This window comes from Murdochiella vaginalis (assembly GCF_902381775.1).
GTDB lineage: Bacteria > Bacillota > Clostridia > Tissierellales > Peptoniphilaceae > Murdochiella > Murdochiella vaginalis.
Genome location: NZ_LR698969.1, coordinates 495669 through 519014, shown reverse-complemented (window position 1 = coordinate 519014; position 23346 = coordinate 495669). Strand labels below are relative to the sequence as shown.

General features: G+C 46.7%; 21 protein-coding genes and 2 pseudogenes. 1 reads left to right on the top strand and 22 read right to left on the bottom strand.

Annotated features, from left to right (window positions below):
- Positions 1-34: 34 nt before the first annotated feature.
- The 17 genes and pseudogenes from FXY30_RS02200 to FXY30_RS02120 form a co-directional block, all read right to left on the bottom strand.
- Positions 35-403: a cysteine-rich VLP domain-containing protein gene (locus tag FXY30_RS02200; RefSeq protein WP_007860200.1), complete on the bottom strand. Its 369-nt coding sequence runs from the start codon at positions 401-403 to the stop codon at positions 35-37.
- Positions 400-2475 (bottom strand): type IA DNA topoisomerase, encoded by a 2076-nt coding sequence (locus FXY30_RS02195; RefSeq protein ID WP_071705126.1) that lies wholly within the window; start codon positions 2473-2475, stop codon positions 400-402. Before FXY30_RS02195 ends, FXY30_RS02200 begins: the two co-directional genes overlap by 4 nt.
- On the bottom strand, positions 2472-3194 hold the full coding sequence (locus FXY30_RS02190; protein WP_071705125.1) for a DUF4366 domain-containing protein: 723 nt from the start codon (positions 3192-3194) through the stop codon (positions 2472-2474). Before FXY30_RS02190 ends, FXY30_RS02195 begins: the two co-directional genes overlap by 4 nt.
- Complete coding sequence (locus FXY30_RS02185; protein ID WP_071705124.1) at positions 3184-3450, bottom strand: DUF4315 family protein; 267 nt, start codon at positions 3448-3450, stop codon at positions 3184-3186. The genes FXY30_RS02190 and FXY30_RS02185 overlap by 11 nt, the downstream gene beginning before the upstream one ends.
- Positions 3451-3471: 21 nt before the next feature.
- Positions 3472-5439, bottom strand: coding sequence for a C40 family peptidase (locus FXY30_RS02180; protein WP_071705123.1), 1968 nt, complete (start codon positions 5437-5439; stop codon positions 3472-3474).
- A complete protein-coding gene (locus FXY30_RS02175; RefSeq protein WP_006774458.1) occupies positions 5436-6392 on the bottom strand; it encodes a DNA-methyltransferase in 957 nt (318 codons plus the stop codon). The genes FXY30_RS02180 and FXY30_RS02175 overlap by 4 nt, the downstream gene beginning before the upstream one ends.
- The gene (locus FXY30_RS02170) at positions 6389-8803 is read right to left on the bottom strand and encodes a VirB4-like conjugal transfer ATPase, CD1110 family (protein WP_462931558.1); all 2415 of its coding nucleotides are present in this window, start codon (positions 8801-8803) and stop codon (positions 6389-6391) included. The genes FXY30_RS02175 and FXY30_RS02170 overlap by 4 nt, the downstream gene beginning before the upstream one ends.
- On the bottom strand, positions 8745-9137 hold the full coding sequence (locus FXY30_RS02165) for a PrgI family protein (RefSeq protein ID WP_071705121.1): 393 nt from the start codon (positions 9135-9137) through the stop codon (positions 8745-8747). Before FXY30_RS02165 ends, FXY30_RS02170 begins: the two co-directional genes overlap by 59 nt.
- 1 nt (position 9138) lies before the next feature.
- Positions 9139-9687: an MT-A70 family methyltransferase gene (locus tag FXY30_RS02160; protein WP_002604480.1), complete on the bottom strand. Its 549-nt coding sequence runs from the start codon at positions 9685-9687 to the stop codon at positions 9139-9141.
- A gap of 10 nt (positions 9688-9697) precedes the next feature.
- Complete coding sequence (locus FXY30_RS02155; RefSeq protein ID WP_002604481.1) at positions 9698-10561, bottom strand: VirB6/TrbL-like conjugal transfer protein, CD1112 family; 864 nt, start codon at positions 10559-10561, stop codon at positions 9698-9700.
- 73 nt (positions 10562-10634) lie between these two features.
- On the bottom strand, positions 10635-10760 hold the full coding sequence (locus FXY30_RS02150) for a Maff2 family mobile element protein (protein WP_462931557.1): 126 nt from the start codon (positions 10758-10760) through the stop codon (positions 10635-10637).
- 124 nt (positions 10761-10884) lie between these two features.
- Entirely contained in the window at positions 10885-12693 is a 1809-nt protein-coding gene (ltrA, locus tag FXY30_RS02145; RefSeq protein WP_232009033.1) for a group II intron reverse transcriptase/maturase, read from the bottom strand.
- 796 nt (positions 12694-13489) lie between these two features.
- Positions 13490-13621: a Maff2 family mobile element protein gene (locus FXY30_RS02140; RefSeq protein ID WP_000394205.1), complete on the bottom strand. Its 132-nt coding sequence runs from the start codon at positions 13619-13621 to the stop codon at positions 13490-13492.
- Position 13622: 1 nt separating this feature from the next.
- Positions 13623-13934 (bottom strand): single-stranded DNA-binding protein, encoded by a 312-nt coding sequence (locus FXY30_RS02135; RefSeq protein WP_071705119.1) that lies wholly within the window; start codon positions 13932-13934, stop codon positions 13623-13625.
- 220 nt (positions 13935-14154) lie between these two features.
- Positions 14155-14772, bottom strand: coding sequence for a DNA alkylation repair protein (locus FXY30_RS02130; RefSeq protein WP_071705118.1), 618 nt, complete (start codon positions 14770-14772; stop codon positions 14155-14157).
- A gap of 29 nt (positions 14773-14801) precedes the next feature.
- Positions 14802-14969: pseudogene (locus tag FXY30_RS07700) on the bottom strand (conjugal transfer protein); the annotation flags it as partial.
- Between the two features lie 303 nt (positions 14970-15272).
- Positions 15273-15593: pseudogene (locus FXY30_RS02120) on the bottom strand (23S rRNA (uracil(1939)-C(5))-methyltransferase RlmD); the annotation flags it as partial.
- Positions 15594-16169: 576 nt separating this feature from the next.
- Here FXY30_RS02120 and FXY30_RS02110 point away from each other — a divergent pair.
- The gene (locus FXY30_RS02110) at positions 16170-17066 is read left to right on the top strand and encodes a recombinase family protein (RefSeq protein WP_071705116.1); all 897 of its coding nucleotides are present in this window, start codon (positions 16170-16172) and stop codon (positions 17064-17066) included.
- Between the two features lie 6 nt (positions 17067-17072).
- Here the strand turns inward: FXY30_RS02110 and FXY30_RS02105 are convergent, their stop codons facing one another.
- From FXY30_RS02105 to FXY30_RS02085, 5 genes are read right to left on the bottom strand one after another with little or no spacing between them, the layout of a single operon-like run.
- Positions 17073-18521: an ABC transporter ATP-binding protein gene (locus FXY30_RS02105; protein ID WP_040942768.1), complete on the bottom strand. Its 1449-nt coding sequence runs from the start codon at positions 18519-18521 to the stop codon at positions 17073-17075.
- Entirely contained in the window at positions 18509-19207 is a 699-nt protein-coding gene (locus FXY30_RS02100; RefSeq protein WP_019190639.1) for an energy-coupling factor transporter transmembrane component T family protein, read from the bottom strand. The genes FXY30_RS02105 and FXY30_RS02100 overlap by 13 nt, the downstream gene beginning before the upstream one ends.
- A complete protein-coding gene (locus FXY30_RS02095; RefSeq protein ID WP_019134606.1) occupies positions 19207-19788 on the bottom strand; it encodes an MptD family putative ECF transporter S component in 582 nt (193 codons plus the stop codon). The genes FXY30_RS02100 and FXY30_RS02095 overlap by 1 nt, the downstream gene beginning before the upstream one ends.
- Positions 19789-19809: 21 nt before the next feature.
- Positions 19810-21540: an ABC transporter ATP-binding protein gene (locus tag FXY30_RS02090; protein WP_019190640.1), complete on the bottom strand. Its 1731-nt coding sequence runs from the start codon at positions 21538-21540 to the stop codon at positions 19810-19812.
- Between the two features lies 1 nt (position 21541).
- The gene (locus FXY30_RS02085; RefSeq protein WP_019190641.1) at positions 21542-23287 is read right to left on the bottom strand and encodes an ABC transporter ATP-binding protein; all 1746 of its coding nucleotides are present in this window, start codon (positions 23285-23287) and stop codon (positions 21542-21544) included.
- Between the last annotated feature and the right edge of the window lie 59 nt (positions 23288-23346).

Here is a 23346-nt window from a genome sequence, read left to right as displayed (position 1 = left end):
TTTCTCGCAAACGGGTACTCGTTTGCTGTGCTTGCTATGTAGTTGTTTTTATCCGTAAACGCCTGTTTCTCTCGCTTTCCGCTTTCTGTCTGCGGCGTATCTTTGCCGCACAATCGGGACAGTATTTCGCCCGGTTGCTGCCCGCCGCAAACGTGCTGCCGCATACCGCGCAACGCTTCAAATCGGTTTCCCCGCTGCGGGTGATCTGTTCGCATAGCTGCCTGTCTGCGGGTAAAACCGCTTCGCGGAAATAACGGCATAACAGCGAATAGCTGATACTCTGCACACAAACGCAAGTTTCCCCGTCGTCCAATAGCAGACAGTTCCCGCAATCGTTGTTGGCGCACGCGGCGCGGGTCATTTTCTTAACGGCTCGATACTGCTTTTCATCAAGCCTAATCATTTTCGGTTCTGCTCGACGCGGAAGTTTACATACTTGCCGCCTGTGTCGGCAAGCAGCACAACCCCGTCAAAGGTCTTTCCCGTTTTGGTAGAGTACATACCCTTGATTTTTACCTTTCCGTCTTTCAAAAGGGCGGCGGCAATCGCCTTTGTGAAAGTCTTTTTGCGCTGCTGAAAGAACAAGTCATTTTTCCACATGACAAAGCTGCACGCCCTGTCGGAACAGTAGTAGTTTTTCTTGCCCTCGTAAACCGTCGCGCCGCAACGGGGGCAAGTGCCGATTGCTTCCCGCTGCGGGGTAAACAGCTTCGCTTTATCTTCGGAAATCGCGGAATAGGTTTTGACAAGCCCCGCTGTCATTTCCTCAATGCTGCGCATGAAATCGTCCGGGCTGTCGCTGCCTTTGGCAATCCCGGTAAGGCGGGTTTCCCATTCTGCCGTAAGCTGCGGGGACGTAAGGACTTCGGGCAGGATAGCGGCAAGGTTATACCCGTCCTTTGTGGGGATTAGCTTTTTGCCCTTGCGCTCGGCAAAGCCCGCACTAATGAGTTTTTCAATGATACCCGCCCGCGTTGCGGTAGTGCCTAACCCTTTGCGCTCTGCGTCCTCCGGCGTTTCTTCCTTGCCCGCGTTCTCCATAGCGGACAGAAGCGTATCTTCGGTATATGCTTTCGGGGGCTGCGTGTAACGCTCGGAGATCTCCGCTGCCGGATTGTCAAAGGTCTGCCCCTCGGCAAGCGGCGGCAAAACGGTTTCCGGCTCTGCGTCCTCGTCCTGTTCCTCGAACGCGGCGCGGGACAGCTTTTCAATCTCACGCCACCCCTCGCAAAGCGTCGTCTTTCCCTTTGCGGTAAAGGTATAACCGCCGCAAGAGATAACTGCCGTAACCGCTTCATATTCATAGGGCGCGGCTGCGGCGCAAAGCAGCTTCGCGCATACAAGGGTCATAAGTTTTGTTTCGCTGTCGGCAAGGGAAGAAAAGCCCGCTTTCAAAAACTCGGCTGTCGGCAAAATGGCGTGGTGATCGGTTACTTTGCTGTTGTCGCAAACCCTTGTAAGGTCTGCTTGCAGCTTCACGTCCCGCATAAAGGGAAGCAGCGAACAAAGCCCGGTAATGAGTTCCTTTGTGCTGTCCTGCATATCGGAAGTGATATATTTGCTGTCGGTGCGGGGATAGGTCAAAAGCCGCTTTTCGTAGAGGGCTTGCGCATAGTCAAGGGTCTGTTTCGCCGTAAACCCGTACAGGCGGTTGGCTTCGCGCTGCAGCGCGGTAAGGTCAAACAGCTTCGGCGGTGCAACGGTCTTTTTCTCTTTTTTGAGGGAAGTACAAACGGCTTGCGATTTCTCGCAAGCCGCTTTCATCTGCTGCGCTGCCGCTTCGTCGTTCAGCCTTTCGGACAAAGCCGAAACACCGCCCGCGTCCAGACGGACAACATGATATTTTTCTTTTTTAAAGCTGCTGATCGCATAGTCGCGGTTTACCAGCATGGTAAGGGTGGGCGTCTGCACTCTGCCGACATTCAGCGTTTTGTGATAGAGGATAGAGAAAAGGCGGGTCGCGTTAATCCCGACAAGCCAATCTGCCTTTGCTCTGCAAAGCGCGGATTGATAGAGGTCGTCATAGCCGCGCCCGTCTTTGAGGTTTGAAAAGCCCTCGCGGATTGCGCTTTCTTCCATACTGCTAATCCAAAGGCGGGAAAAGGGCTTTTTGCAATTTGCCTGTTCATAGACAAAGCGAAAAATGAGTTCTCCCTCGCGCCCGCTGTCGCACGCATTGACAATCTCGGAAACGTCGCTGCGGTGCATAAGGTCTTTGAGTACGGAAAACTGCTGCTCCTTGCCGCTGGCAACGGTAAACTGCCAATCCTGCGGGACAATGGGGAGATCGTCATACTTCCATTTTCGGTACTGCTCGTTGTAGGTCGCCGCGTCTGCAAGGCTAATCAAATGTCCGATACACCAGGACACAAGGTAGCCGCTGCCCTCAAAATATCCGCTGCGCTTTTCATTCGCGCCAAGTACGGCGGCAATCGCCGCCCCGACGCTCGGTTTCTCTGCAATTACAAGTTTCATACTTCCTCGTCCTCCTGCTCGGTTTCTAATTCTTCCTCGTCCTCGTCAAAGTCGAGATCGTCAAGGTTGCTGCTGCCTTTTGCCGCGTCCTTTTTGGGCTTCATAATCTTAAAGTAATAGAACGCGCCGCCGCCCGCTACGGCAAGAAGCAGCACGACAAGCAGAATAGCACCGCCCATGCCGCCGCCTTTATCTTCCTTCGGCTCCGGCTGCTCGGTTTCTTCCGGCTCTGGCTCGGCTTCCTTGCCCGCGCACTCGCTCATATTGACGCTGCAAACGGGGCAATCGGTGTTGACGCTTCCGGCAACGCATTTTTCAGTACAGCTACAAGCGGGGGCTTCGGTCTGTTCGTCCTCCATAAGCTGCAAAAGGTCTTTTTCATCAACTTGATTGAGGAAATGGACGGTGTTTTCTCCGTCCTCGGCGCGGTCAATGATGATGTAAAAATAGTTTCCGTTTTTCGTAACGACGGTAATAAACTGTTTATCGCCGGACGCTTCGCCCGTTATGTCGTCCACAAGGCTCATGTTGCCCTCCGGCGTTAAGGGCTGCGGCTCATAGCCGCCCGTCGTTTCTTCCGGCTCGGTTTCGGTTACGGGGGTAGGCGGCTCGTCACTCACATCACCGCCGCCCGCAAAAGCGGTAACAGAAAAGCCGCCCATGAGTACAAGGGCGGCAAGCAAAGCGGTAACGCTGCGGAACAGTTTTTTATGCTTCATCTTCGGTTTCCTCCTGTTCGTCGGTATAGTCTGCGTCCGGCTGCGGCAAAATGATTTCGCCGTTGGCATAGGCGGAGAGGAACGCGGCAAGCTGCGCCCCGTCAAGGTGTACCGCTTTCACCATTTGAACGATCTGCGCGTTTTCTTCCTCGATTTTCTGCGCTTCAAGGTCTTTCAGCCTTTTTTGGTATTCAAGGATTTTCGCCCTCGTTTTCTCAATATCCCTTTCGATACGGTCAAGTTTCGTGTTTGCCATAGAAATTAACTCCTTTCAAAGTCAGTTGTAATGTAGCCGCCCATAGGCGTAAAAATGGGATTGCCAATAGCTTGTATCAAGTTTTGCGTATTGTATCGGGTCGCCACAATGCAGCATGACGGGGCTTCCGTCCCCGTCCTCGCCAACGTAGATACCCACATGAGATACCCCCGGTGTGTCATATGTACCCGTAAAGAAAACCAAATCCCCCGGCTGCGGGTTGGAAACGCGGGTTGAAATGTTGTAAAGCCCCTGCGCCCCAAGTCTGCCCGTATTGTATAAGCCGCTGTTCGTCAGCACATAGCTAACAAAACCGCTGCAATCAAAAGAGGTTTCCGGGCTGCTGCCGCCCCACACATAAGGAAAACCGACATACTTTTCCGCTTCCTCAATGAGCCGCGCAAACTGTTCATCTTCCAGATAGGCGGGCGGGATTTCATAATCCGCTGGCGGGTTTTCATAGTATTTTGAAATATAGCCGGATTGCGGGAAAAGGTCGGGTCTGTTCCCAAGCGACGACATATACATAACGTACATGGATAGCTGTTCCTCGCCCATAATGTAAACGGGAACATGGGAGAGGTTGAAGTTTTCCAAATCCACATTGAGAATGTAATAGTTATAGGCTACTTCAACGTCGTATTCGTTGCCCTCGCTGTCCGTCCGCGTTTCGGTGCGGTAGCGTACCTCGACTTCCTCCGTAACCGTCAAGATATACTGTTTATCAAAGAGCATTTCAAGGGTGCTTTGCGCTTCATCGAGAGTAAACACGCCCTCATGCCAAGCGGAGAGGATAGAGATTAGCACATACGGGTCATGCTCGATCTCGTCAGCCGTTACCCGGTATTCGTCATAGCCGGGGTATTCGCTTTCGATGTTATCCAGCATATCCTGTAACTCGGCTTCCATAGCGACATACGCGCTTTCTGCGCCTGTAATATCCGCGTCCTCGGAGAGATAGGACGACGCAATCAAGCCGCTGCCGCTGTTGCCGCCGAACAGGGAACAAGAGGACAAGCCGCCGAAAAACAGAAGCACGATAAAGGCAATCCCGCCCACAATCAAGCAGCCTTTCCAATGCCGGACGACAAAGAACGTCGCCCGTTTGGTTTCCTGCGCCGTTTTCTTCGCCGCCTTTGCGGTGGCTTCGGCGGTCTTTTTCACCTTGCCGCCCGTTTTCAACGCCTTTGCATACTGCTTTTTAATGCGCTGTTTTTGCCAAAAACGGGAAATCGGGTTGGAGTGCGCAAGGGCGGGGTTATCATGCAGCGCCTTTTGGTAGAGGAAATCGGCGTTTGCCTTTGCTGCCTTTTTCTCGGCTGCTGCCGCCGCCCGGTAAGGTTTCAGCTTATGGCTGCGTATGCCGCGTTTTACTGCCCGCGTCGTCATGCCGCCCGCTTTCTCGCCCACAAGTTCTATCCTGTGTCCGCTTTCCACACCGACGTTTTCTTTCTCCACCTCATAGATTTTTCCATGTACGGCGGCGTCCAATTCCTGCGCCGGACGGGATAACGGGTTATGACGCAACTTGCCGTTTGGGGGCTTATCCGTTTTTTCAAAAGCAAGGCGCGTCTTTGCTTTGCCTTTGGCTTCGTCAAAAACGCGCTCTTTTGTGATTTTGGTCTGTTTGGGGATAGCTGCCCGCGCTTTGTCTAAACGGTCAGCCGCCGTATCGGATTTTTTGATTGCCTTTTGCAGGTCCGGCGTTGCCCGTTCCGCTTCGGAAAACTGCAAGCGGGACGTATGGGTTTTAAGCTGTGCTGCGTCAAGGGTCTTTTTCTCCGCGCCCTTTTCAAAGTGGCGGCTAACCTCTGTGCCAATACGTTGGGTGGCTTTTTCCGCTGCTCCCGCTACGGGGGCTGAATAGTTTTCCTCCGGCGGTCTTTCGCTGATACTCGTTGTTTCGCCCGTCGTAAGGTTTTCCGCAACCGCCCCGTCGCGGGTCATTTTCTGCGTTACCTTGTCGGGGGCTTTTAATTCCTTGCTCAATGTTCATCACCTCCAATACGCTGTTTTGCAAGGGTGCAGTATTCGGGGTTGATCTCTATACCCACATAGCGGCGGGAAAGGCTTTTTGCCGCCGCTGCGGTCGTGCCGCTGCCTAAAAACGGGTCAAGCACAATCCCGCCGACAGGACAGCCCGCCAAAATGCACGTTTCCGCAAGTTTGGGCGGGAACGCTGCAAAATGCCCGCCGCGATAGGAAGCTGTGTTGATCTGCCAAACGTTGCGGCGGCTGCGGACGGGGGAAATCATTTCGTCGGTGTATGCGCCTTTCCTGCGGGGACGGTTGATTTTCTGCGGCTGGTTTTGCCCCGGAACGGTAGCGGCATATTTGTTGCCTTTCCCAACTCCGCTTTTCAGCCGTACCGCCGTTGTGGGGGCTATCGGCTCGGCTACTGCTTGCCAATCATAGTAATATTTCTTTGACTTGGTAAGCAGAAACACATATTCATAGCAGCGCGTCGGTCTGTCCCGCGTGCTTTCCGGCATGGCGTTTCCCTTGTGCCAAATGATAGAACTGCGCAAATACCAACCGTCGCCCCGCAAGGCAAGGGCTACAAGCCACGGAATACCGATTAGGTCTTTCGGCTTGCAGCCGGGGGCGCGGTGGTTTACCGCCACTTGCTGCCCGTTCCTGCCTTTGGGATATTTCGGGTCTTGGTGGTCGGCTTTGCTGCCTGTGCCGCAATAAGTGTCCGCGATATTCAGCCAACAAGTACCCTCCGGCGTAAGCACCCGCTTTACCTCATGGAAAACCGCCGTAATGCGGGAAACATATTCCTCCGGCGTTGCTTCACGCCCGATTTGCCCGTCTGTGCCGTAATCGCGCAAAGCGTAGTAGGGCGGGGACGTTACGCAACAATCCAAACAGTTATCCGGCAAGGTTTGAAGCACCTGCAAGCTGTCGCCGCAATAGATTTTATCCGTTTCTATCCTCATGCCGACACCTCGCCGGGCTTGGTCGTCATCACGCGGTAGAGTTCCGTATCTTTCGGGAAACGGTCAATAAAGGGTAAAATCACGTTGCCATAGAAGATAAGTCCCTCGCCCGCTTCGGAATGGGTTACATAGGTCATTTGCTGCTGCGAAATGTTAAGCTGCTTGGCAAGGATTTCCCGGTCGCCCTGGGCTTGGTTGAGCATATAGACAAAATCGCTGTTTTCAAAGATGTTCTCCACCTCGCGGGACGACAACAAATCTTTCACGTTTTGGGTGATACCTGTCGGAATACCGCCCCACTTCCTAAAACGCTTCCAAATCTCGACGGAATAGGCGGCGGTCTGTTCCTCTTTCAAGAGCAAATGAAACTCGTCGATGTAATACCGCGTCGCCTTGCCCTCGCTGCGGTTTACCGTTACTCTGTTCCATACTTGGTCTTGGACGATAAGCATACCGACTTTTTTAAGCTGCGTACCGAGTTCCTTAATATCAAAGCAGACAAGGCGGTTATGAATGTCAACGTTTGTCCTGTGGTTAAAAATGTTCAAGCTGCCGTTTACATAGAGTTCCAATGCCGCCGCGATACGCTGCGCTTCCTTTTCCGGCTGCTTCTTGATCTCGTCGTAGAGGTCGCCCAAAATCGGCATATTTTCGGGCTTCGGGTCGGCAAGGTAGTTGCGGTACACGCTGATAACAGCGCGGTCAATCAAGGTCTTTTCGACAGCTTCCAGCCCGTTTTTACCTCCCATAATCAACTCACAAAAGGAAAGGATAAAATCGCTCTTTAAGGCTATGGGCGTGTCGCCCTCGCTGTAATTGAGGTTAATATCCATAGGGTTAATGTACTGCGTGCTGTTCTGCGAAACCTTGATAACCTGTCCTTTCAAACGTCCGACAAGGGGGTAATATTCGGCTTCGGGGTCGCAAATGATAATGTCGTCGGACGTGATAAGAAAAGCGTTTGTGATTTCACGTTTTGCAGAAAAACTTTTGCCGCTGCCCGGTGTGCCGAGTATCAAGCCGTTGGGGTTTTTCAGCTTCTTTCGGTCGCACAAAATCATGTTGTTGGAAAGGGCGTTTAAGCCGTAATACAATGCTTCGCCGCTTTGGAACAGCTCTTGCACCGTAAAGGGAACGAAAACGGCGGTGCTGCTGGTCGTCAAGCCGCGCTGGATATGGATAAGGTTATCCCCCAACGGGATAGAGGACATAAGCCCCTGTTCCTGCCGGTAGTCAAGGAGGGTCAAAATGCAGTTGTATTTCTGTGCGATTGCCGCCGCCCCGAACACTTCGTTATCCAATTTCTGCTTGGTATCTGCAAGGTTTAAGACAAGCAGCGTAAGCAGAAACATTCTTTCGTTGCGGCTCTGCAAATCGCGGAGTAGGTTTTTTGCTTCCCCGCCGTAGGTGGCAAGGTCGGACGGAATAATATCCATGTCATAACCGCTGCGGATTGCTTTCTTTTGTTCTTCAATCTTCATGCGGTCAAGGTCGGTGATCTTGCGCTTAATCGTCTTGATTGCTTCGTTGTGGTCGATACTCTGAATGTGCAGATTGACGATAATCCCGTTTTCCGCGTCCATGAAGTCAGCAAGCATACGGTCGGAAAGTTCCGGCGCGACGATCTGCAAAAAGGAAACCGCACCAAACTTGCCGCCCATTTGAAACATTCGCCCGTCGCCAAATCGGAAAGAGGACGGGGCGATAAAGTCTTTGACGGAAAGACCGCTTGCGGGTAGCCATTCCCACGCAAAGTTAAAGCGTTCCCCGTCCGGGTGGAAAATCCCATGCAGCACTTCAAGACGCTGTTTCCCGTCCAATACCCGCGCCGCCGCGCCGATCACCTTAAAATGGTTGAGGGTGTCCGTTTCAATGCGGGCAAGCCGCGCCCGCGCCGATCTGATGTCCTTTGCTTCAACGGTAAAGGTAAGAAACTTGGTCTTGATAAGCCCGTTGTTTCCGCGTTCAAGCTGCGTCCTAAGCATTTCGGTGTATTCTGCTCTGATACTGTCGAAATCGTCATTCTGCGGCGCAATCGTGATACTGTTCTTGAAATCGTCCTTGTTCGCATGGCGGCTGATTAGGGAAAGCTGCACGTTGATAGAAGCGTCGAATGAGTTATACATATCGCAAAGGGCTTCAAAAATGGCGGTTTTGTCGTCCGGCTGCGCAAGCTGATAATTTATATCCTCAAACTCAATGCACTTGGAATACCGCCCGTTTGCAAGGCGGCAAATCCCGTCCTTATACATTCGCTCAAACGGTATGCTGTCCTGCGCCGTATAGGGCTTCCCGTCGCCCTTTGCCTGTCGGATAAGGGTATCTATCTGTTTTCTTTCCTGTCGGGAAAGTTTACGCTTTTCGTTTTGGGTGTTTTTCTTTTCCTTTGACAATCGCCCGTACCTCCTTATCTAATTGCTCTTGCCGCGCAAGGGCGGCATAAAAATTGTTGGTCTGATAAGGTCGCTCTTTGGGGCGAAGAAACTTCACTTCCACAAATTGCCGAATAATCACTTCCAGCGGTTGCCCGTTTTTCTCGTACATGGCAAGCAAAAACATAGGCAGCATGGCAAGCACCATGCACAATGCCGCTGCGCTCGTTCCAACGCTGCTTTTTACCAAAAAGAACAGCGGCAGTCCGATTGCCACCGCCGCGCTGAAACAAATTAGCTGTCGTTTCGTAAGGTTGAACATTACCTTGCTTTTGATTTTTGTTAAGTCCTTTGGGACGGTTACATACGCCATTTCAAACCTCCTTTCCGGCAAACCGTATGTCGCTTTTGATTTCATTTCCCCATACGTCCCAACCGGGGGTATGCTGCCTTGCAAACAGTTCAATGCGCGGGAGATCGCCCATAAGGGCAAGTATCTTTTCCCGCGTTATATCCGGCTTTTTGCTGTGCTGCTCGACGGGGGAAATAATAAATTGATGTACCTTGTTTGATTGTCGCTTCGGGTGTCCTTTGGTAGCAAGCAAGCAGATTTCCGCATTTCCTCGCGTCCAAAAGCCCAAGCCATAAAACCAAGTGGGCGATTTCCGATTTTGCTTTAACCATACAAAGGCAACGGATTTATAGGTAAAGCCCCAAGCCTTGATTAACTGTAATGCTTCTTTAAGCTGCGGGAACGTCGCCCATAGGAATAAAATGCAGTCCTTATCCGCAATTTCTTTGACGGGTAAAGCGCAAAGTTCCTCAATGCTCATAGTGGGATAGTGCTTTTCCGCTGCGCCCTGTACCTTGCTTCTCGCGTATCTCCAAGGGGGATCGGCGTAAATGATTTTGTATTTCTTCATCTGCACCCCCTTAATGCGCGCTGAATACGGATTTTGCAAGGCTTCCCGTTTTGAAAAGCGTAAAACACAAGAGGACGGTATAGCCCATGCAAGACCAGATCGCGCCGGATATGTCATCGGTTGCTGCGATTGTCTGTATCAAAACCGCATAAATACCGACGCACACAAGAATTAGAAAAGCCTGAAAACCGAGGGCAAGCAAGGATTTTAAGTAGTTCTGTCCCATGCCGCCCCATTCACGATTTACCATTGTCGCAACGGGGATAGGGGCGATACTCGTTACAAGGTATATTTCAATCATGCGCCCGTACACCACCAGCATGATACAGATAGACAACGCTTTCATGGTAAGCCCCACAAAGAGTGATTGAAACCATAGCCCCAAAAGCCCGCCGACGCTCATAGCGTCCAGCTTTGCTTCTATATCGGTGATAACGGTTGCAATATCTATGCTTGTGTCGGATATGATAACGCCCGCGCTGTCGTTGACGACGCTCTGTGTAATGTCAAATACGCCCATGACGATGTTCCAAGTATTTGTTACCAGCAGCACCGCAACAAAGGTTTTGAAAATCCACTTGAAGAAAATCCAAGTGTCGAGATCGTGCAGATTGTTTTTCTCAATTACAAGCTGGATTAGTTCGTAGCACATGACAAAGGTAATGATAACGCCCGCAATCGGCACAATGACGTTTTCCGATAGGCTGCGTATCATATTGAATATGCCCGCGTTCCACCCGGCGGGGGTTGTGCCGACTTGCGTTGCGATTTCTCCAACCTCTGTATTTACGCTGTCGAACAGCCCGGAGAGATTAGAGAGTATTCCGTCTGTCAAAATGCCGCGAAACCAATCTTCAATCATCTGCCATATCAAAAGCTAATCCCTCCTTTCCCGCGCCCTCCCGCGTGAAGCGGGAGAGCGCGGCGGGTAGTGTTAGTTTGTGGCATTATCCAAACAGGCCGGAGAGCAACGGGACAAGGGTAAGCCCAATAAGGGCAACGCCGCCGCCCGCCATCAACTGTTTCATGCCCTGCGACTTCGCGCCGGATAGCGATAGGTAATCCCTTGAAATTATCTCAGGATTTTCCCCCGCTCCACACCGTGCGTGCGGCTTTCACCGCACACGGCGTTCCATCGAATTCAGTAGTTTTGGGACATGAAGCACACAACTTACACACCTCGTTACAGCATTTCATTCAAAGAATAATGGGCGGCATTTCTGCCAATGCACGAAGCTTGTTAAGCTTTACAAGTTGTTTTGGTTCAAGATTAAGGAATTTCAGGAGTCTCTCGACTGTTGGGTCTTGTGTTGCATGGATGATGGTATGCACATCCTTCTTAATCAAAATCAGGTTGGCATATTCATCGGTTCCACCTTTGCTGACCGGCAGCTTATGGTGACAGTGGATGTCATGAGGAGCCATTGTCTCCCCAGTGACAGCACATTTGCCGTACTGCGCCGCATACAGTGAAATCCTGTTATCCGCATACTCTATAGATCGACCCCGGACAGGATTACGCATCACCCAAAGCATTGTTTCTGTGTCAATTTGAAGATTCTTATGAATCAACTCACGACCTTCCACCGTATACTTATTGACCGCCTTGCGTTTATGCTGGGCGTTCTTGGGCTGTGCAAATCCCACCGGAACCACAGGCCGCTTGTGAAGAAATCTCAGCTGTCTGCTTTCTCCATATTTCCGCTTGATAAACCCATCCTTGAGATATCCTGTTTTGGACAGATCGCCTTTCAGCCTGTTTCTGAGCTGTTTGTTAATACTGAAGGCAAGCTTTCCGAAGTCATGAGATACTTCTGTAGCAATACAGTAGTATTCGTGAAGGCCTGCAACAACAGAATTGTATTTCTGTAACTGCATGAACTGTGCTTCTTCTGACGAATGAGCCAGCTTCTTCACTTCTTCGGATAGCTTTTCATGCGCCTTTTTGTACGCCTTATCGCTCATATGAGACCGAATGACATATTTCCTGCCCTTTTTACGAACTTTCAGCTTGAATCCGAGAAATTCAGAATACTGCCGTTTCAGGTTCGCTACCTTGGATTTATCAGGACTGATATCCAGCCCCAGTCTGTCCTTCAGCCATAATTCTGTGGCTTTATAGGCCCTGACAGCTTCCTCATGAGAGGAACAGAAGATTTTGAAATCATCTGCGTATCTGACCGCGTGCATTTCTTTCAGTCTGCTTCTGCGCAAAGCTCTGTAAGAATGGCTCTTGATCTTTGTGCCACTCGCATTTTCTCTTATCTTGAATTCTGTTTTGGTTGGCATTTCTTCCCATTGGGAAGCAATCCACCAATCCAGTTCATTCAATACGATATTTGCAAGTAGCGGTGACAGGATTCCTCCCTGTGGTGTTCCCTTGGTCGGATAGACCTTTTCACCGTTTGGCATGATGACCGGCGCTTTCAGCATTTCCTTAATGATGCATATCAGCTTTTTGTCACGGATTCCCAATGCCCAGATTTGACGGATCAGTTTTGTATGGTTGATGTTGTCGAAGAATCCTTTGATGTCAAGATCAACGACATGATGCAGGTGTTGTACCTGCACCAGCCGCATACACTGTGCAATCGCTGTTTCAGCAGAGCGATTCGGGCGGAACCCGTTTGAATTCTCACTGAATTTTGCTTCACAGATCGGCTCCATGACCTGTAAAACGCACTGTTGGACAATGCGGTCTATGATCGTGGGGATTCCCAGCGGTCTCATCTTTCCATTGGGCTTTGGTATCTCCACACGCCTTACGGGGCGCGGGTGATAGTTGCTGAATTGATTTCGTATCTGGCGGACGTATTCTTCCTCACTTAATTTCATGAGGCTTTTTATCGTCCGCTTATCCACACCAGCCGTATTACTTCCTGTATTCTTTTTGATCGTCCGATAAGCCAGCTTGATGTTTTCCTCGCTCTCAATGATTTCCATCAGATGATTGAAGGTTTTTCCATTTTTGCTTTCGGCATACAGGCGGTCAAAGGTTGACTCCATGTCGTAATACTCTGAATTGCGGATTTTTCTTTGTTTACTTTTCCTTTCTTGCTGCTCCGAAGTGGGCACAGGCATCCTCTCCTTTCAGTTTGGATTTTCTTTGTCATACTCGAAGCTGTGTTTGTTGTGTATTTTATGATTTTTACTGAATTCGACTTGTGGCCGTCCCTCCACCGCTTACTTGTTCACGGCTTCACAGGTACCATGCCACTGCTCTCACTGGAATAAAGAATGGTTATTGCCCTCTCGCGAAGGTATTCCCATCCACCACTTCATCGGTCTGCAACAGCCTCCATGTTCCCAGCTTTCCACGTTCCGATATTCCTATCATTGGATACCTTTAGGTCTTTCCTCTGAGCCTGTATCCGGTCATGCATAACCGCATCGCCTGTAACGATGCATGGACTTTCATAACAACCAGTCTTACTTATCCACGGACACCACCGTAAAAGGTGTACTGCCTTTCGACAGTATCAACGTTTAGACTCGTACATTCAGAAATTCGTCAGATATCTCTATCATCCTGACCATGGGTAACCGAACCCCGGCATATAGGCAGCACCATCCACCGCTGGACAGCTTTCGTGTATCGTCTGAAAATCATACTTACGACTGCTCTCTGCCGACTTCACCGAGCTCTATAACATCTTTTGGGGAAACCTGTTGCATGGTTTCCTGCCATTCGGAGTATTAGGTAGGCGCTTCAGGGCGTTACTCCCTCATTTCACCAATCGGAATATCAGTTCTCCAAAGTTTTCGGGTCAATGCCCTTCGACTTTGTGCGCAAGCTTTTCACTTACGAACGTGTCGCCCGGTTATCATTACCATAACCTTCCATCAAGTTAATAACTCCCCATGCTCCTAAACCTGCACCAATTGCAGTTACAAGTGTTTTTAAAACTCCAACTCCAGCTGTAAAAAATTCCATATTATTCCTCCTCGTTTTCTTTCTTATTTTCTATTTTGTTTAGTGATTTAACTATAAAGTTCTTGTAGACCTTATCTCCTTTTTTATTTTCTTTGAAATATCCAAAGACATGGATTAGATCTCCTTTTTCAAATTCTTTTACAATTTTTACCTTTTCTCCATATACTGAGCAATTTGTATATTCTTTGCCCTTTCCATAATTTTTAACAAGAGCAAAATTTGCTACTTGAACACTTTTTCCATCTTTTTCAAATTCTGAAAATTTAGCTTCCTTAACTAAATTTGCATTAATATTTATCATTTCTCTATCCATTAATTTCTTCTCCTTAATCTATAAATTTCAATTAAAAAAACGACTGAACTTATAATTCAATCGCTAAATGTCTTATATGTTAAACTATTTAAGTGGGACTTCTTATCCTTACCATCTTAACCTCCTAATTCTGAGTATAAAAAAAGACGATATAGTTTTTAATTTCTATCGCCTTAGGTACTATTTCCATTTAATTTTTTAATTAGATAAATTGAATTTGTTATACAATAAATTTACTTGCTAACTTATACACTTGATTTATTTCTTTACTTTCCAACTTCCAGCTATTGAGTTCAGCTTTAATTAATTCTGGAAATTTTTTGCTAATATCTCTTAAAGCATTTCCAACCGATTTTCTTACATATTCACTCGAATCTTCTTTTAAATTGACTAATCTTTCAATAGCTTCATTCGGATTTTCTTTGAAATATGGTCTACTTGTCCATATTCTTAATCCCTCTGTTACTGCTCTCCTCGTATTCGGATTTTCATTTTCTAACCATTCATCAATTATTGGGAGTGCTTTTTCATATCCTATTTTCTTGCAAAATTCATCGAATGCCTTTGCCAATACTTCCTGAACTCTCCAATTGTCATCTTTGGAAACTTCATCTCTCATAAATCTTAAAATTTCTTCATATGATGATAAATATCCAAATAGAAACACACCATACATTCTAACTTGATATACATTGGACTTATAAGCTAAAAATGCCAATTTTTTGCTATGTTCATTATTATTAGATTTATAATCAGCAAAGGCTCTTTTTTCTTGCTCTTTAAAGCCGTTCTCTATCAAAGAGAATTCTTTTTCTAAATTCAAAATATATTCTTTCAATTATCCTATCCTCCTCACTAAATTCAGATCTATTTATATAATCTTGTATTTATAGTCTGCCTATTCAGTTTTACTTTTCCTTTTCGTTTAATGCATCTTTCAATGTCAAACAAATTCTTCTCATCAAAATCTTCCAATAACTTGTAATTCTTATGCTTCGTAATATCAAATTTATCAGATAAGAAAGGTCTTACTCCACAAGCAAGTTCAAGCACCTCCATATCTTTATTCAAATGAGGACTAAGATATTCACAAACTTTATCATAAACCTCTTTATCTTTTTTCATAAAAGGGGCATACAACTTAGCAAATTTATCCTAAAATTTTTTGTTGCTTTTATCAATCATTTCAACGCTCCTTTAAATATAAAAATGATCCTATCAATCTTTATATTTAGCCTATTTTCTAATTGATACCTTGCAAGAAAGGAATAATAGCTGTTCCTATACCAAGTAGGAATGTAATAAATGCAGAAAGTCATATGCTGTTATTCTTTTCTATTAAATCATTTTGAAGTGTCTCAAAGCATCCATGATGGCTTCTTCTTTTTCAGGTGTACACTGTGGAATAATTTGTTTCTCCTTTTTAGACTTGTTGTAATGTTCTCGTAATTCTATTCCACATTTCCTTTTTATCTGTGCAATATATAATGTCGAAACTTTTAATTCAAATTTATTCCAAACATATTCTTTGATTTGAGCATATGTTGCTTTGCTCTCCGCACTTGTCAAATCAAGCTCATCCAGCTCAATTTCAATATTTATATGCTTATCGACATCAAGTTTGGACAAAAGTGCTACCGTCTCAACGTGGCTCGATTGCTCCAGATGGATGTCAAATAATCGGGCAATCCACGGAAAATCAGTCCGTTCGTTCTCGGAAACATATCCACACCCATTTTAACCTCAAAATTGCCATTTTCTCGACCGCGCTCGTTCTCGGAAACAGGTCGATGTGCTTGTTCCTACTATAATAAAGCAACCGCACAGATTTCCCAATCGCCTCAAGACTTCGCTCTGAGGGAATATGTCCGAAAACCTGTGATTTCCCATCCACTCAACTCTACTGCTGCCGGAAGCGATACTTGCCTTTTCCGTGTCCGGTTTTAGATCGTCAATGTCCGGTTTTGCAGTTTCAATGTCCAGTTTTTCTGTTTCCTTAAAAGTGCCGCTGCTATGCAATGTCCGGTTTTGCAGCGGAAAGAATACCGCCATCGTTCTGGTGTTGCCCTCACCGAAAACATAGATCTGCCACAGTCTGGAAACAAAAAACGCAAGGTGGTAGATGATCTCATCCGGCGTGGGAATAGATACCAGTAAACAGCTTTCTGTGAATGGAGATATAGTCATTCGGCGTAAAGCTGAAGGCACGCTCGGATTCTTTGATATATTCCTTAAATGGATCGTTGTTCACTCCATATCGCCTCGCTTTTTTGCCCATGCCATAAATCCATCCTTACCAACGAAAAATACAAAGGCGATGCGCTCCTGCAAAAGTCCTTTACCACGAACTTTCTTACCAAAGAGCACAAGATAAACGAAGGCGAAATTCCGCAGTACTACGTCTCCGGAAACCACGAAGCCATCATTGAACCGGAGGTGTGGGAACTCGTACAACGCGAGATGGAACGGCGCAAAAACGAAAAAGGAAGACACAGTGGCGTGAGACTTTTCTCCGGCAAGATCTACTGCGGAGAATGCGGAACAAGGCTCGGTTCAAAAGTCTGGCATTCCAACGACAAATATAAGCAGGTCATCTGGCAATGCAACAGGCACTGCAAGAAAAACTCCCCCTGCAAAAACGGCGTGCATCTTACCGATGAGGAGCTAAAAGCCGCCGTCCTTTCTGCGACCAACAAGCTCATAGAGAATAAAGATGAGATTCTTAATAGCTTTCAAGAGATTGTCGGAGGCGTTTATGATACTCACACCTTGGAAGGCGAAAAAGCCAAGCTGGAAAGCGAGATGGATGTCTGTGCCAAGATGATCGAAGACCTTATCCGCCAAAATGCTGCCATCCCGCAAGACCAGAGCGAGTACCAAGCAAAGTACGAAGATCTGGAACGCTTCTACAATGAAAAAAAGGCGGCCTTAGCGAAGGTCGAAGGAAAGCTCAAAAAGATGCAGGCGACCAAAGTCGATATCAAGTTCTGCCTGAAGCAGCTACAAAAACAAGACAGGCTTCTGCAAACATTCGACGAACAGAGCTTCTGTGCTCTTGTAGATCACATCACGGTATTCAGCAAAGAAGATATCCGCATAACCTTCAGAAACGGCAGCGAGATTTGCTCTTAGCCGCCGTTATTTCATCATCTGATCAAAATAAGAAATGAGCTTATGATATTCTGCCGTCTGTAAATCAAGTTTCTCATATCCATCTTGTTTGATCAGAAGGACCGTCCGGCAGACTTTCAGTAATAGTTCAATGTCATGCGTAATAATAAGTGTCGGGCGACCTTTGGCAAGTTCAAAGATAAGCTCGGCGATTTTATCCATGTGCATGTAATCCAAACCGCTGGTCGGCTCATCCAAAATAAGAATTTGCTTTTCACTCAAAAAAGCATTGGCGAGAGCCAGCCTTTGCTTTTGCCCGCCGGATAAGTTTTGCGGATGCTCGCTGCGTTTATTCCAAAGATCAATATGCTTAATGATCCAAGAGACCTCTGCCAAATAAGCATCGCTTATTTTTTTGCCGTTCGCGAGCGCCTCGTTTTCTACGGTATCAAAAAACAGCTGGTAGTCTACATCCTGCATCATGTAGTAGGCATTTTTCAGTCGTTCTCGCTGAGTTTTTCCCCATGAAATATCTTGCTTCTTGCCGGCAAGTCCGCAGAGAACACGACCTAAACTGCTTTTTCCGATACCATTTGTGCCGACAATCCCCATGATTTCATCGGAATGTAAGTCAAAGGATAAATTCGAGATGAGTTCTTTTTTGCCTACAGAGACATGAACATCCTTCGCAGAAAAAACACGCTCACCTGTCTTTGTCGTGTTGTGCGGAACAAGTGCGGAAAAATCTATCGCTCGAAGTCCCAAGTCTTTACAATCGGATGATTTCAGTTCGCCCGCATCAAATTCTTTGATAAAAGTTCCGTCTTTCATGACATAGAGCTTATCGTAGAGATCCTCCAAAAAATATAGTCGGTGTTCGGCGATGATGATGGTTCTACCCGACGCTTTGAGCAATTTCAGGATGCCTTGCAAATCTCGGATACCTTCTTGATCAAGGGAAGCTGAAGGCTCATCAAAGAAAATAATCTTTGTGTCATAAACTAAGGTAGAGGCAATAGCTACCCGCTGTTTTTCTCCACCGGAAAGTTCATTCAAATTTTTATCCATTAAGTGAGCAATGCTCATGTACTCAAAAGCTTTCTTCACCCGTTTTCTCAGTTCCGCCTGCGGCATGCCGAGGTTCTCTCCGACAAGGGCGACCTCATCTTCTGCCTTGCGGGTAAAGAATTGATCGGATGGATTTTGAAATACGTTGCCGATGACCTTAGCCAAGGTACCCGTCTTAAAATCATGCAGATTTTGATCCAATAATGTGACTTTGCCATCCAGTGTGCCTTCATACTGATCCGGTATGAGTCCGTTCATCACTCTGGTAAGCGTTGTTTTTCCGCAGCCGGAATTACCGGTGAGTACGACCAGTTTTCCCGGTGCAATCGCAAAATGAATAGCATGCAAAGATGACTTTTCTTCTCCTTGATAGGTAAAGCGCTCAATATTGACTTTCATGATGTCCATAGTGCAACTCCCAAAAGCGCCACACCGGCAAACAGACTGATGCCATCTGCGAATTTAAAGCGCATATCATAATAACTGGTTTTTTCTCCTTCATACTCGATACCTTTGGCAATAATTGAAGAGACAAGCGTTTCGCTGACATGCAGACACTTATATACCAAAGGAACAAAGTACAGCTCAAAAGTGCGGACGGGATGCAAAAGGGAAGCATGAAAGCCGCGGATTTTCATACCGTTTCGAATCTCATGCAAGCGCAGGCCAATTTCATCCATAAAACGCAAAGCTGCAATCATGGCTACACTAACGGTGTTGGGCATATGAAGCTTGCGAAAACAGGCTAAGATTTTTGATGGGCTGGTAAGAATCAACACAATGCCAATATTAAAGATCGGTATGAAGCGGGCAATGAGTGCAAAAAGTCCTATAAAAATGCCTGTGACATATCCCAAATCAGCGAAGGCCAAAAGATACATCATGCCATAGGAAACAGAAAAGACAATAATCTGTCTAAGGAAGAGACCTGTCGAGGCATTTAAAGCAATCAACAACGTCAGAATAAGCACTGCCCAATAGACCGTTTGATTGCCAAAAAAGACCTGGAAGGACACCAGAATCGTAAGCGCGAAGAGCGTAAACGGATGCAGCTGTCCTTCCTTCTTTTTCTTTAGAGCTGATTCCTTTATCATCAGCTAAGCCTGCTTTGTTTACTATTCTTTTCAAAAAACTTGTTATTGATGAAAAGCCCGAAACGGCCGGCGATAAGCTCCAAAACAATGTTTACCAAAACGCAAATCACTATTACATTTCCGGTATAGCTGGCCACCATCATTTGCGCTTGCTCTAAACTCATGCTGCTGACAAAGCGTGCAATGTTTTCGGCACCCAACAACACAACAAATAGAATCGGATGCATGGCGTAAATAAACATTGATGCGCTGAAAGCCATGGCAATACGGTTTTTATTGCTGTAATCACCTACAATCAGTTCAGCTATGATACCGGCAACAACACAAATCGGTGTTGCAATCCAATAGCCCATTGCAATGTATAAGAGACCGATAATCAGCCAAAAGAGAAACGATGCACCTCGCTTTTGCACCTTGCGTGCCATGATGACATAGACCGGCGCGACAAAGAAAGCGCCAAATCCTGCGGATACATAAAGTGAAACCACGCCTAAAAGTCCCGTCAGCATACCGATGCCCATAGCCAGAACAAAGCCAATGACTCCAAGCACTGCAATTTGTACCACATTTTTAAGTTTCATAAAATCCTCCTTAAATGCTTTTTATATCTTCCAAGACTCAGCCGTTTTCCGAGCCTGAAGGAACCTGGAATAAATACCGTCTTTGGCGGCAAGTTCGTTATGTGTGCCACTCGCCACTACTTTGCCTTCATCAATCACTAAAATTTGATCGGCGTTTTCAACTGTTTTCAAGCGATGAGCAATCATAATGATGGTTTTATCTTTCATTAAGCTGTTCATAGCCTGCTGAAGCTTATCTTCGTTTTCCGGATCGACATTGGCTGTTGCTTCATCGAATATGATGATGGGCGCATCTTTGAGGATGGCTCTTGCAATAGAGATACGCTGTTTTTCACCGCCGGAAAGAGATGCACCGCCTTCTCCGATTACCGTTTTATAGCCTTCCGGCAGACTCATGATAAAATCATGGCAAGCTGCTTTTTGAGCAGCTTGAACGACTTCTTCATGCGTGGCATTCATGTTTCCAAATTTGATATTGTTTTCAATGGTGTCTTGGAACAAATAGACGCTTTGGAACACCATAGAGATCTGATCCATCAAAGAGGTCAACGTATAGTCCCGAATATCATGTCCTCCAATTTTGATGCTTCCTGCATTGACATCCCAGAAACGGGCAATTAAATTACAAACCGTTGTTTTCCCGGATCCAGAAGGGCCTACGATGGCCGTGGTTGTTTTTTCCGGAACGGTAAAGCTTACATCATGCAAAATTTCTTTGCTTCCATACGAAAAGTCAATATTTGCTACCTTTATGGAGGCTTTTTTCGGACGGATGTCTTCACCATGAATATCCATAACCGGCATCTGTTTTAGGTTTTCTACCTGATCAATAGAACTGGATACCACACGCAAAACAGCCATAGATGAACCGGCGGAATCAATCTGGGCAAAAATCATAAAGGAAATGATAACGGACATCAGAGCATTTTCCGGAAGCATAGTTCCTTGCACGTAAAGGTAAATAGCTGCAACGATAATCAAAATGCTAAAGAGCTTTAGCACAAAATCCTGGGCCATATTATAAGGCGTAAACATTTTTTCAATAGCAAGGTTGGTCTTCTTGTTACGACGAATTGCCGCATGAACCTTTTTATCACCTTTCCCTGTCAGATTAAAGGATTTAATAATGGACATTCCCTTAATCTGTTCAAGGACGGCTTCCACCAGTTCTGCTTGCGCTTCTTGGCGTTTCGGTGCAAGGTGTGCCGTCTTTTTCTCCATCGCCGAGGTAACCCACAAATAAATCAGTGTACCGACAATAACGATGAGACCGATACGCCAATCCCAGATCAAGGTTATTAAAGTAAACACAAAAGCATTGAGAAAGCCTCCCATGATATTGATCAGCACAACCGGAGCTGTGTTTTCTACATCACCGAGAACCGTAGTAAGCGTTCCTACAATATTGCCGGTGTTTGCTTCATCAAAATAGCCCATAGGCACGGTCTTCATTTTGTTTGCGACCGCAAGTCTCTGCCGAGCCACCATGAAGTAGCCGGCATGCGTTTGCTCGAGCTGAGCAAAGTAGTTGGTAAGAGCACGTCCGAAGATGCTGATAAGGAGAAAAAGGAGTGCCAAAAGAGCAGGGTTTATGCCGATATCTTTTCCCAGCATCCCTAAGATGACAAAGTAAACAGCACCAATTTGAAACATATAGAAAATGGCAAAAAGAAAGGAAACGGCGATGGACTTTCTAATATTGCCCTGTTCCTCTCCGGCAAAATGTCCTATTTTTTTCAGTGCGTTCAACATGTTATTTGCCTCCTTTCGCGCCTACATGAGCAAGCCACATACTTTGATAGAGCTTTGACTTTTCAAGCAGCTCTTGATGTGTGCCATGATTTTCGATTTTTCCTTCTTCTATGACGAAGATTTGATCGGCTCCCGTGATGGTGGAAAGTCTATGAGCGATTGCGATAACGGTCTTCCCCGCAACAAGTTGTCCCAGTGCTTGCTGCATCAGCACTTCATTCTCGGGATCAATGTATGCTGTTGCTTCGTCGAAAATGACAATCGGGGCGTTTTTAAGCATGGCGCGCGCAATAGAAATCCGCTGACGCTCACCTCCGGAAAGATGAGTGCCTCCTTCTCCTGCAATCGTGTCATAACCGTTTTCCAGATTCTCAATAAAGTCATGACAGCCCGAGAGCTTCGCAATGTGCTCCACGTCTTCATCCGTAGCACTCAAGCAACCCATGCGAATGTTGTTGCGAATGCTTTCGTTAAAGAGAAAATTATCCTGAGATACAAAGGAAACGCTGTTATAGAGTTGTTCTAAGGGAACCTTTTTCGCATTGATGCCACCGATAGCGATGCTTCCTTTTTCCACATCCCAATAGCCGGCTATCAGTTTTGCTAAGGTCGATTTGCCGCCGCCGGATGGACCTACAAATGCATTAAAGCTCCCGTCTTTTATGCTTAAAGAAACATCATGAATAATTTCTTTGGCATCTTCACCGGATTCATAGGAAAAAGAAACATGATCAAGAACAATGTCGTGTTTGTTGAACGATATCGGGTGTTTTTCATGCTGCTGCTCTTCGGCAGCTAAGAGCGCATCAATCTGACCGACAACCGTTCCCACCCGAGCCAAACTGTCCACAAAATTCATGGCAGCCATCAAAAGGCCCGAAAGGGAGAAAGAGAGGATCACCGTCGTCAAAAATGTGCCTCCGTCCAAACTTCCACTTTGATAAAAAAGATATCCTGCCGGCAAAACAGCAAGCAGCGTTGTAGGAAGTATCGATTTAGACAGCGACATTAAGAACTGAACGCTTTTCATCCAGTCGTAGTAGTATTGGGCATTTGCGAGAATTTTCTCGGAAAACTTGTGATAGCTGCTCTCTCCTTGATTGAAAGCTTTAATAACTTCAATGCCTCCGGCATATTCCGCAATAGCGGCATTCATCTGAGCGCCAACCTGGACCGAGCCGGCATATTGCTTGCCGTAGCTTTTCATAATGATACTCATAAAAAACATTCCGATCGGAATGGATACCAAAGATAACAGTGCCATGCGCCAGTCCAGTACAATGAGATAAATCAAAATACAGAGCGGCCCCACCATATTTGCCGTCATTTCCGGAATAAGATGAGCAACCGGACGCTCCAAACTTTCCACCTGATCTACAATGAGCTGCTTCCATTCACCGCTGGGTGTCGCTGTTACTTTCCCCAGCGAGAGTTTTGGAAGCTTGTGCAGCATTTTTTCGCGCAGTTCCTGTAAAAGTTCAAAAGTGGCTTTATGGGAAACGGAAAGCGACAGTGAATATAGAACGGATTTCACGGCATAGCCTAAAAGCCCGACAACGCAGGCTTTCATATAAGCACTGAAGTCTGTCACACCATTAAATAAGTTTGTCAGAACCTGTCCCGCAACCACGTAGGGAACGATACCACCTAAAACTCCAAGTACCGCAAGACTCACAGAGAGTTTTAGTCCGGCGTGCTGACTGGCAGCCAGTTCCCACAGACGCTTTATGGGACTTTGTTTTTTCATGTTTTTACCTCCTCACGATCACATATAAAGCAAATTAGATAACTAAGTCATCTCTTGGA

Coding starts and splice junctions, on each gene's coding strand:
- FXY30_RS02085 (WP_019190641.1), bottom strand. CDS start 23,287: ATGAAAAAACAAAGTCCCATAAAGCGTCTGTGGGAACTGGCTGCCAGT.
- FXY30_RS02090 (WP_019190640.1), bottom strand. CDS start 21,540: ATGTTGAACGCACTGAAAAAAATAGGACATTTTGCCGGAGAGGAACAG.
- FXY30_RS02195 (WP_071705126.1), bottom strand. CDS start 2,475: ATGAAACTTGTAATTGCAGAGAAACCGAGCGTCGGGGCGGCGATTGCC.
- FXY30_RS02175 (WP_006774458.1), bottom strand. CDS start 6,392: ATGAGGATAGAAACGGATAAAATCTATTGCGGCGACAGCTTGCAGGTG.
- FXY30_RS02105 (WP_040942768.1), bottom strand. CDS start 18,521: ATGGACATCATGAAAGTCAATATTGAGCGCTTTACCTATCAAGGAGAA.
- FXY30_RS02135 (WP_071705119.1), bottom strand. CDS start 13,934: ATGGATAGAGAAATGATAAATATTAATGCAAATTTAGTTAAGGAAGCT.
- FXY30_RS02200 (WP_007860200.1), bottom strand. CDS start 403: ATGATTAGGCTTGATGAAAAGCAGTATCGAGCCGTTAAGAAAATGACC.
- FXY30_RS02185 (WP_071705124.1), bottom strand. CDS start 3,450: ATGGCAAACACGAAACTTGACCGTATCGAAAGGGATATTGAGAAAACG.
- FXY30_RS02110 (WP_071705116.1), top strand. CDS start 16,170: ATGGATCGTTGTTCACTCCATATCGCCTCGCTTTTTTGCCCATGCCAT.
- FXY30_RS02160 (WP_002604480.1), bottom strand. CDS start 9,687: ATGAAGAAATACAAAATCATTTACGCCGATCCCCCTTGGAGATACGCG.
- FXY30_RS02100 (WP_019190639.1), bottom strand. CDS start 19,207: ATGATAAAGGAATCAGCTCTAAAGAAAAAGAAGGAAGGACAGCTGCAT.
- ltrA (WP_232009033.1), bottom strand. CDS start 12,693: ATGGAGTCAACCTTTGACCGCCTGTATGCCGAAAGCAAAAATGGAAAA.
- FXY30_RS02165 (WP_071705121.1), bottom strand. CDS start 9,137: ATGGCGTATGTAACCGTCCCAAAGGACTTAACAAAAATCAAAAGCAAG.
- FXY30_RS02190 (WP_071705125.1), bottom strand. CDS start 3,194: ATGAAGCATAAAAAACTGTTCCGCAGCGTTACCGCTTTGCTTGCCGCC.
- FXY30_RS02095 (WP_019134606.1), bottom strand. CDS start 19,788: ATGAAACTTAAAAATGTGGTACAAATTGCAGTGCTTGGAGTCATTGGC.
- FXY30_RS02140 (WP_000394205.1), bottom strand. CDS start 13,621: ATGGAATTTTTTACAGCTGGAGTTGGAGTTTTAAAAACACTTGTAACT.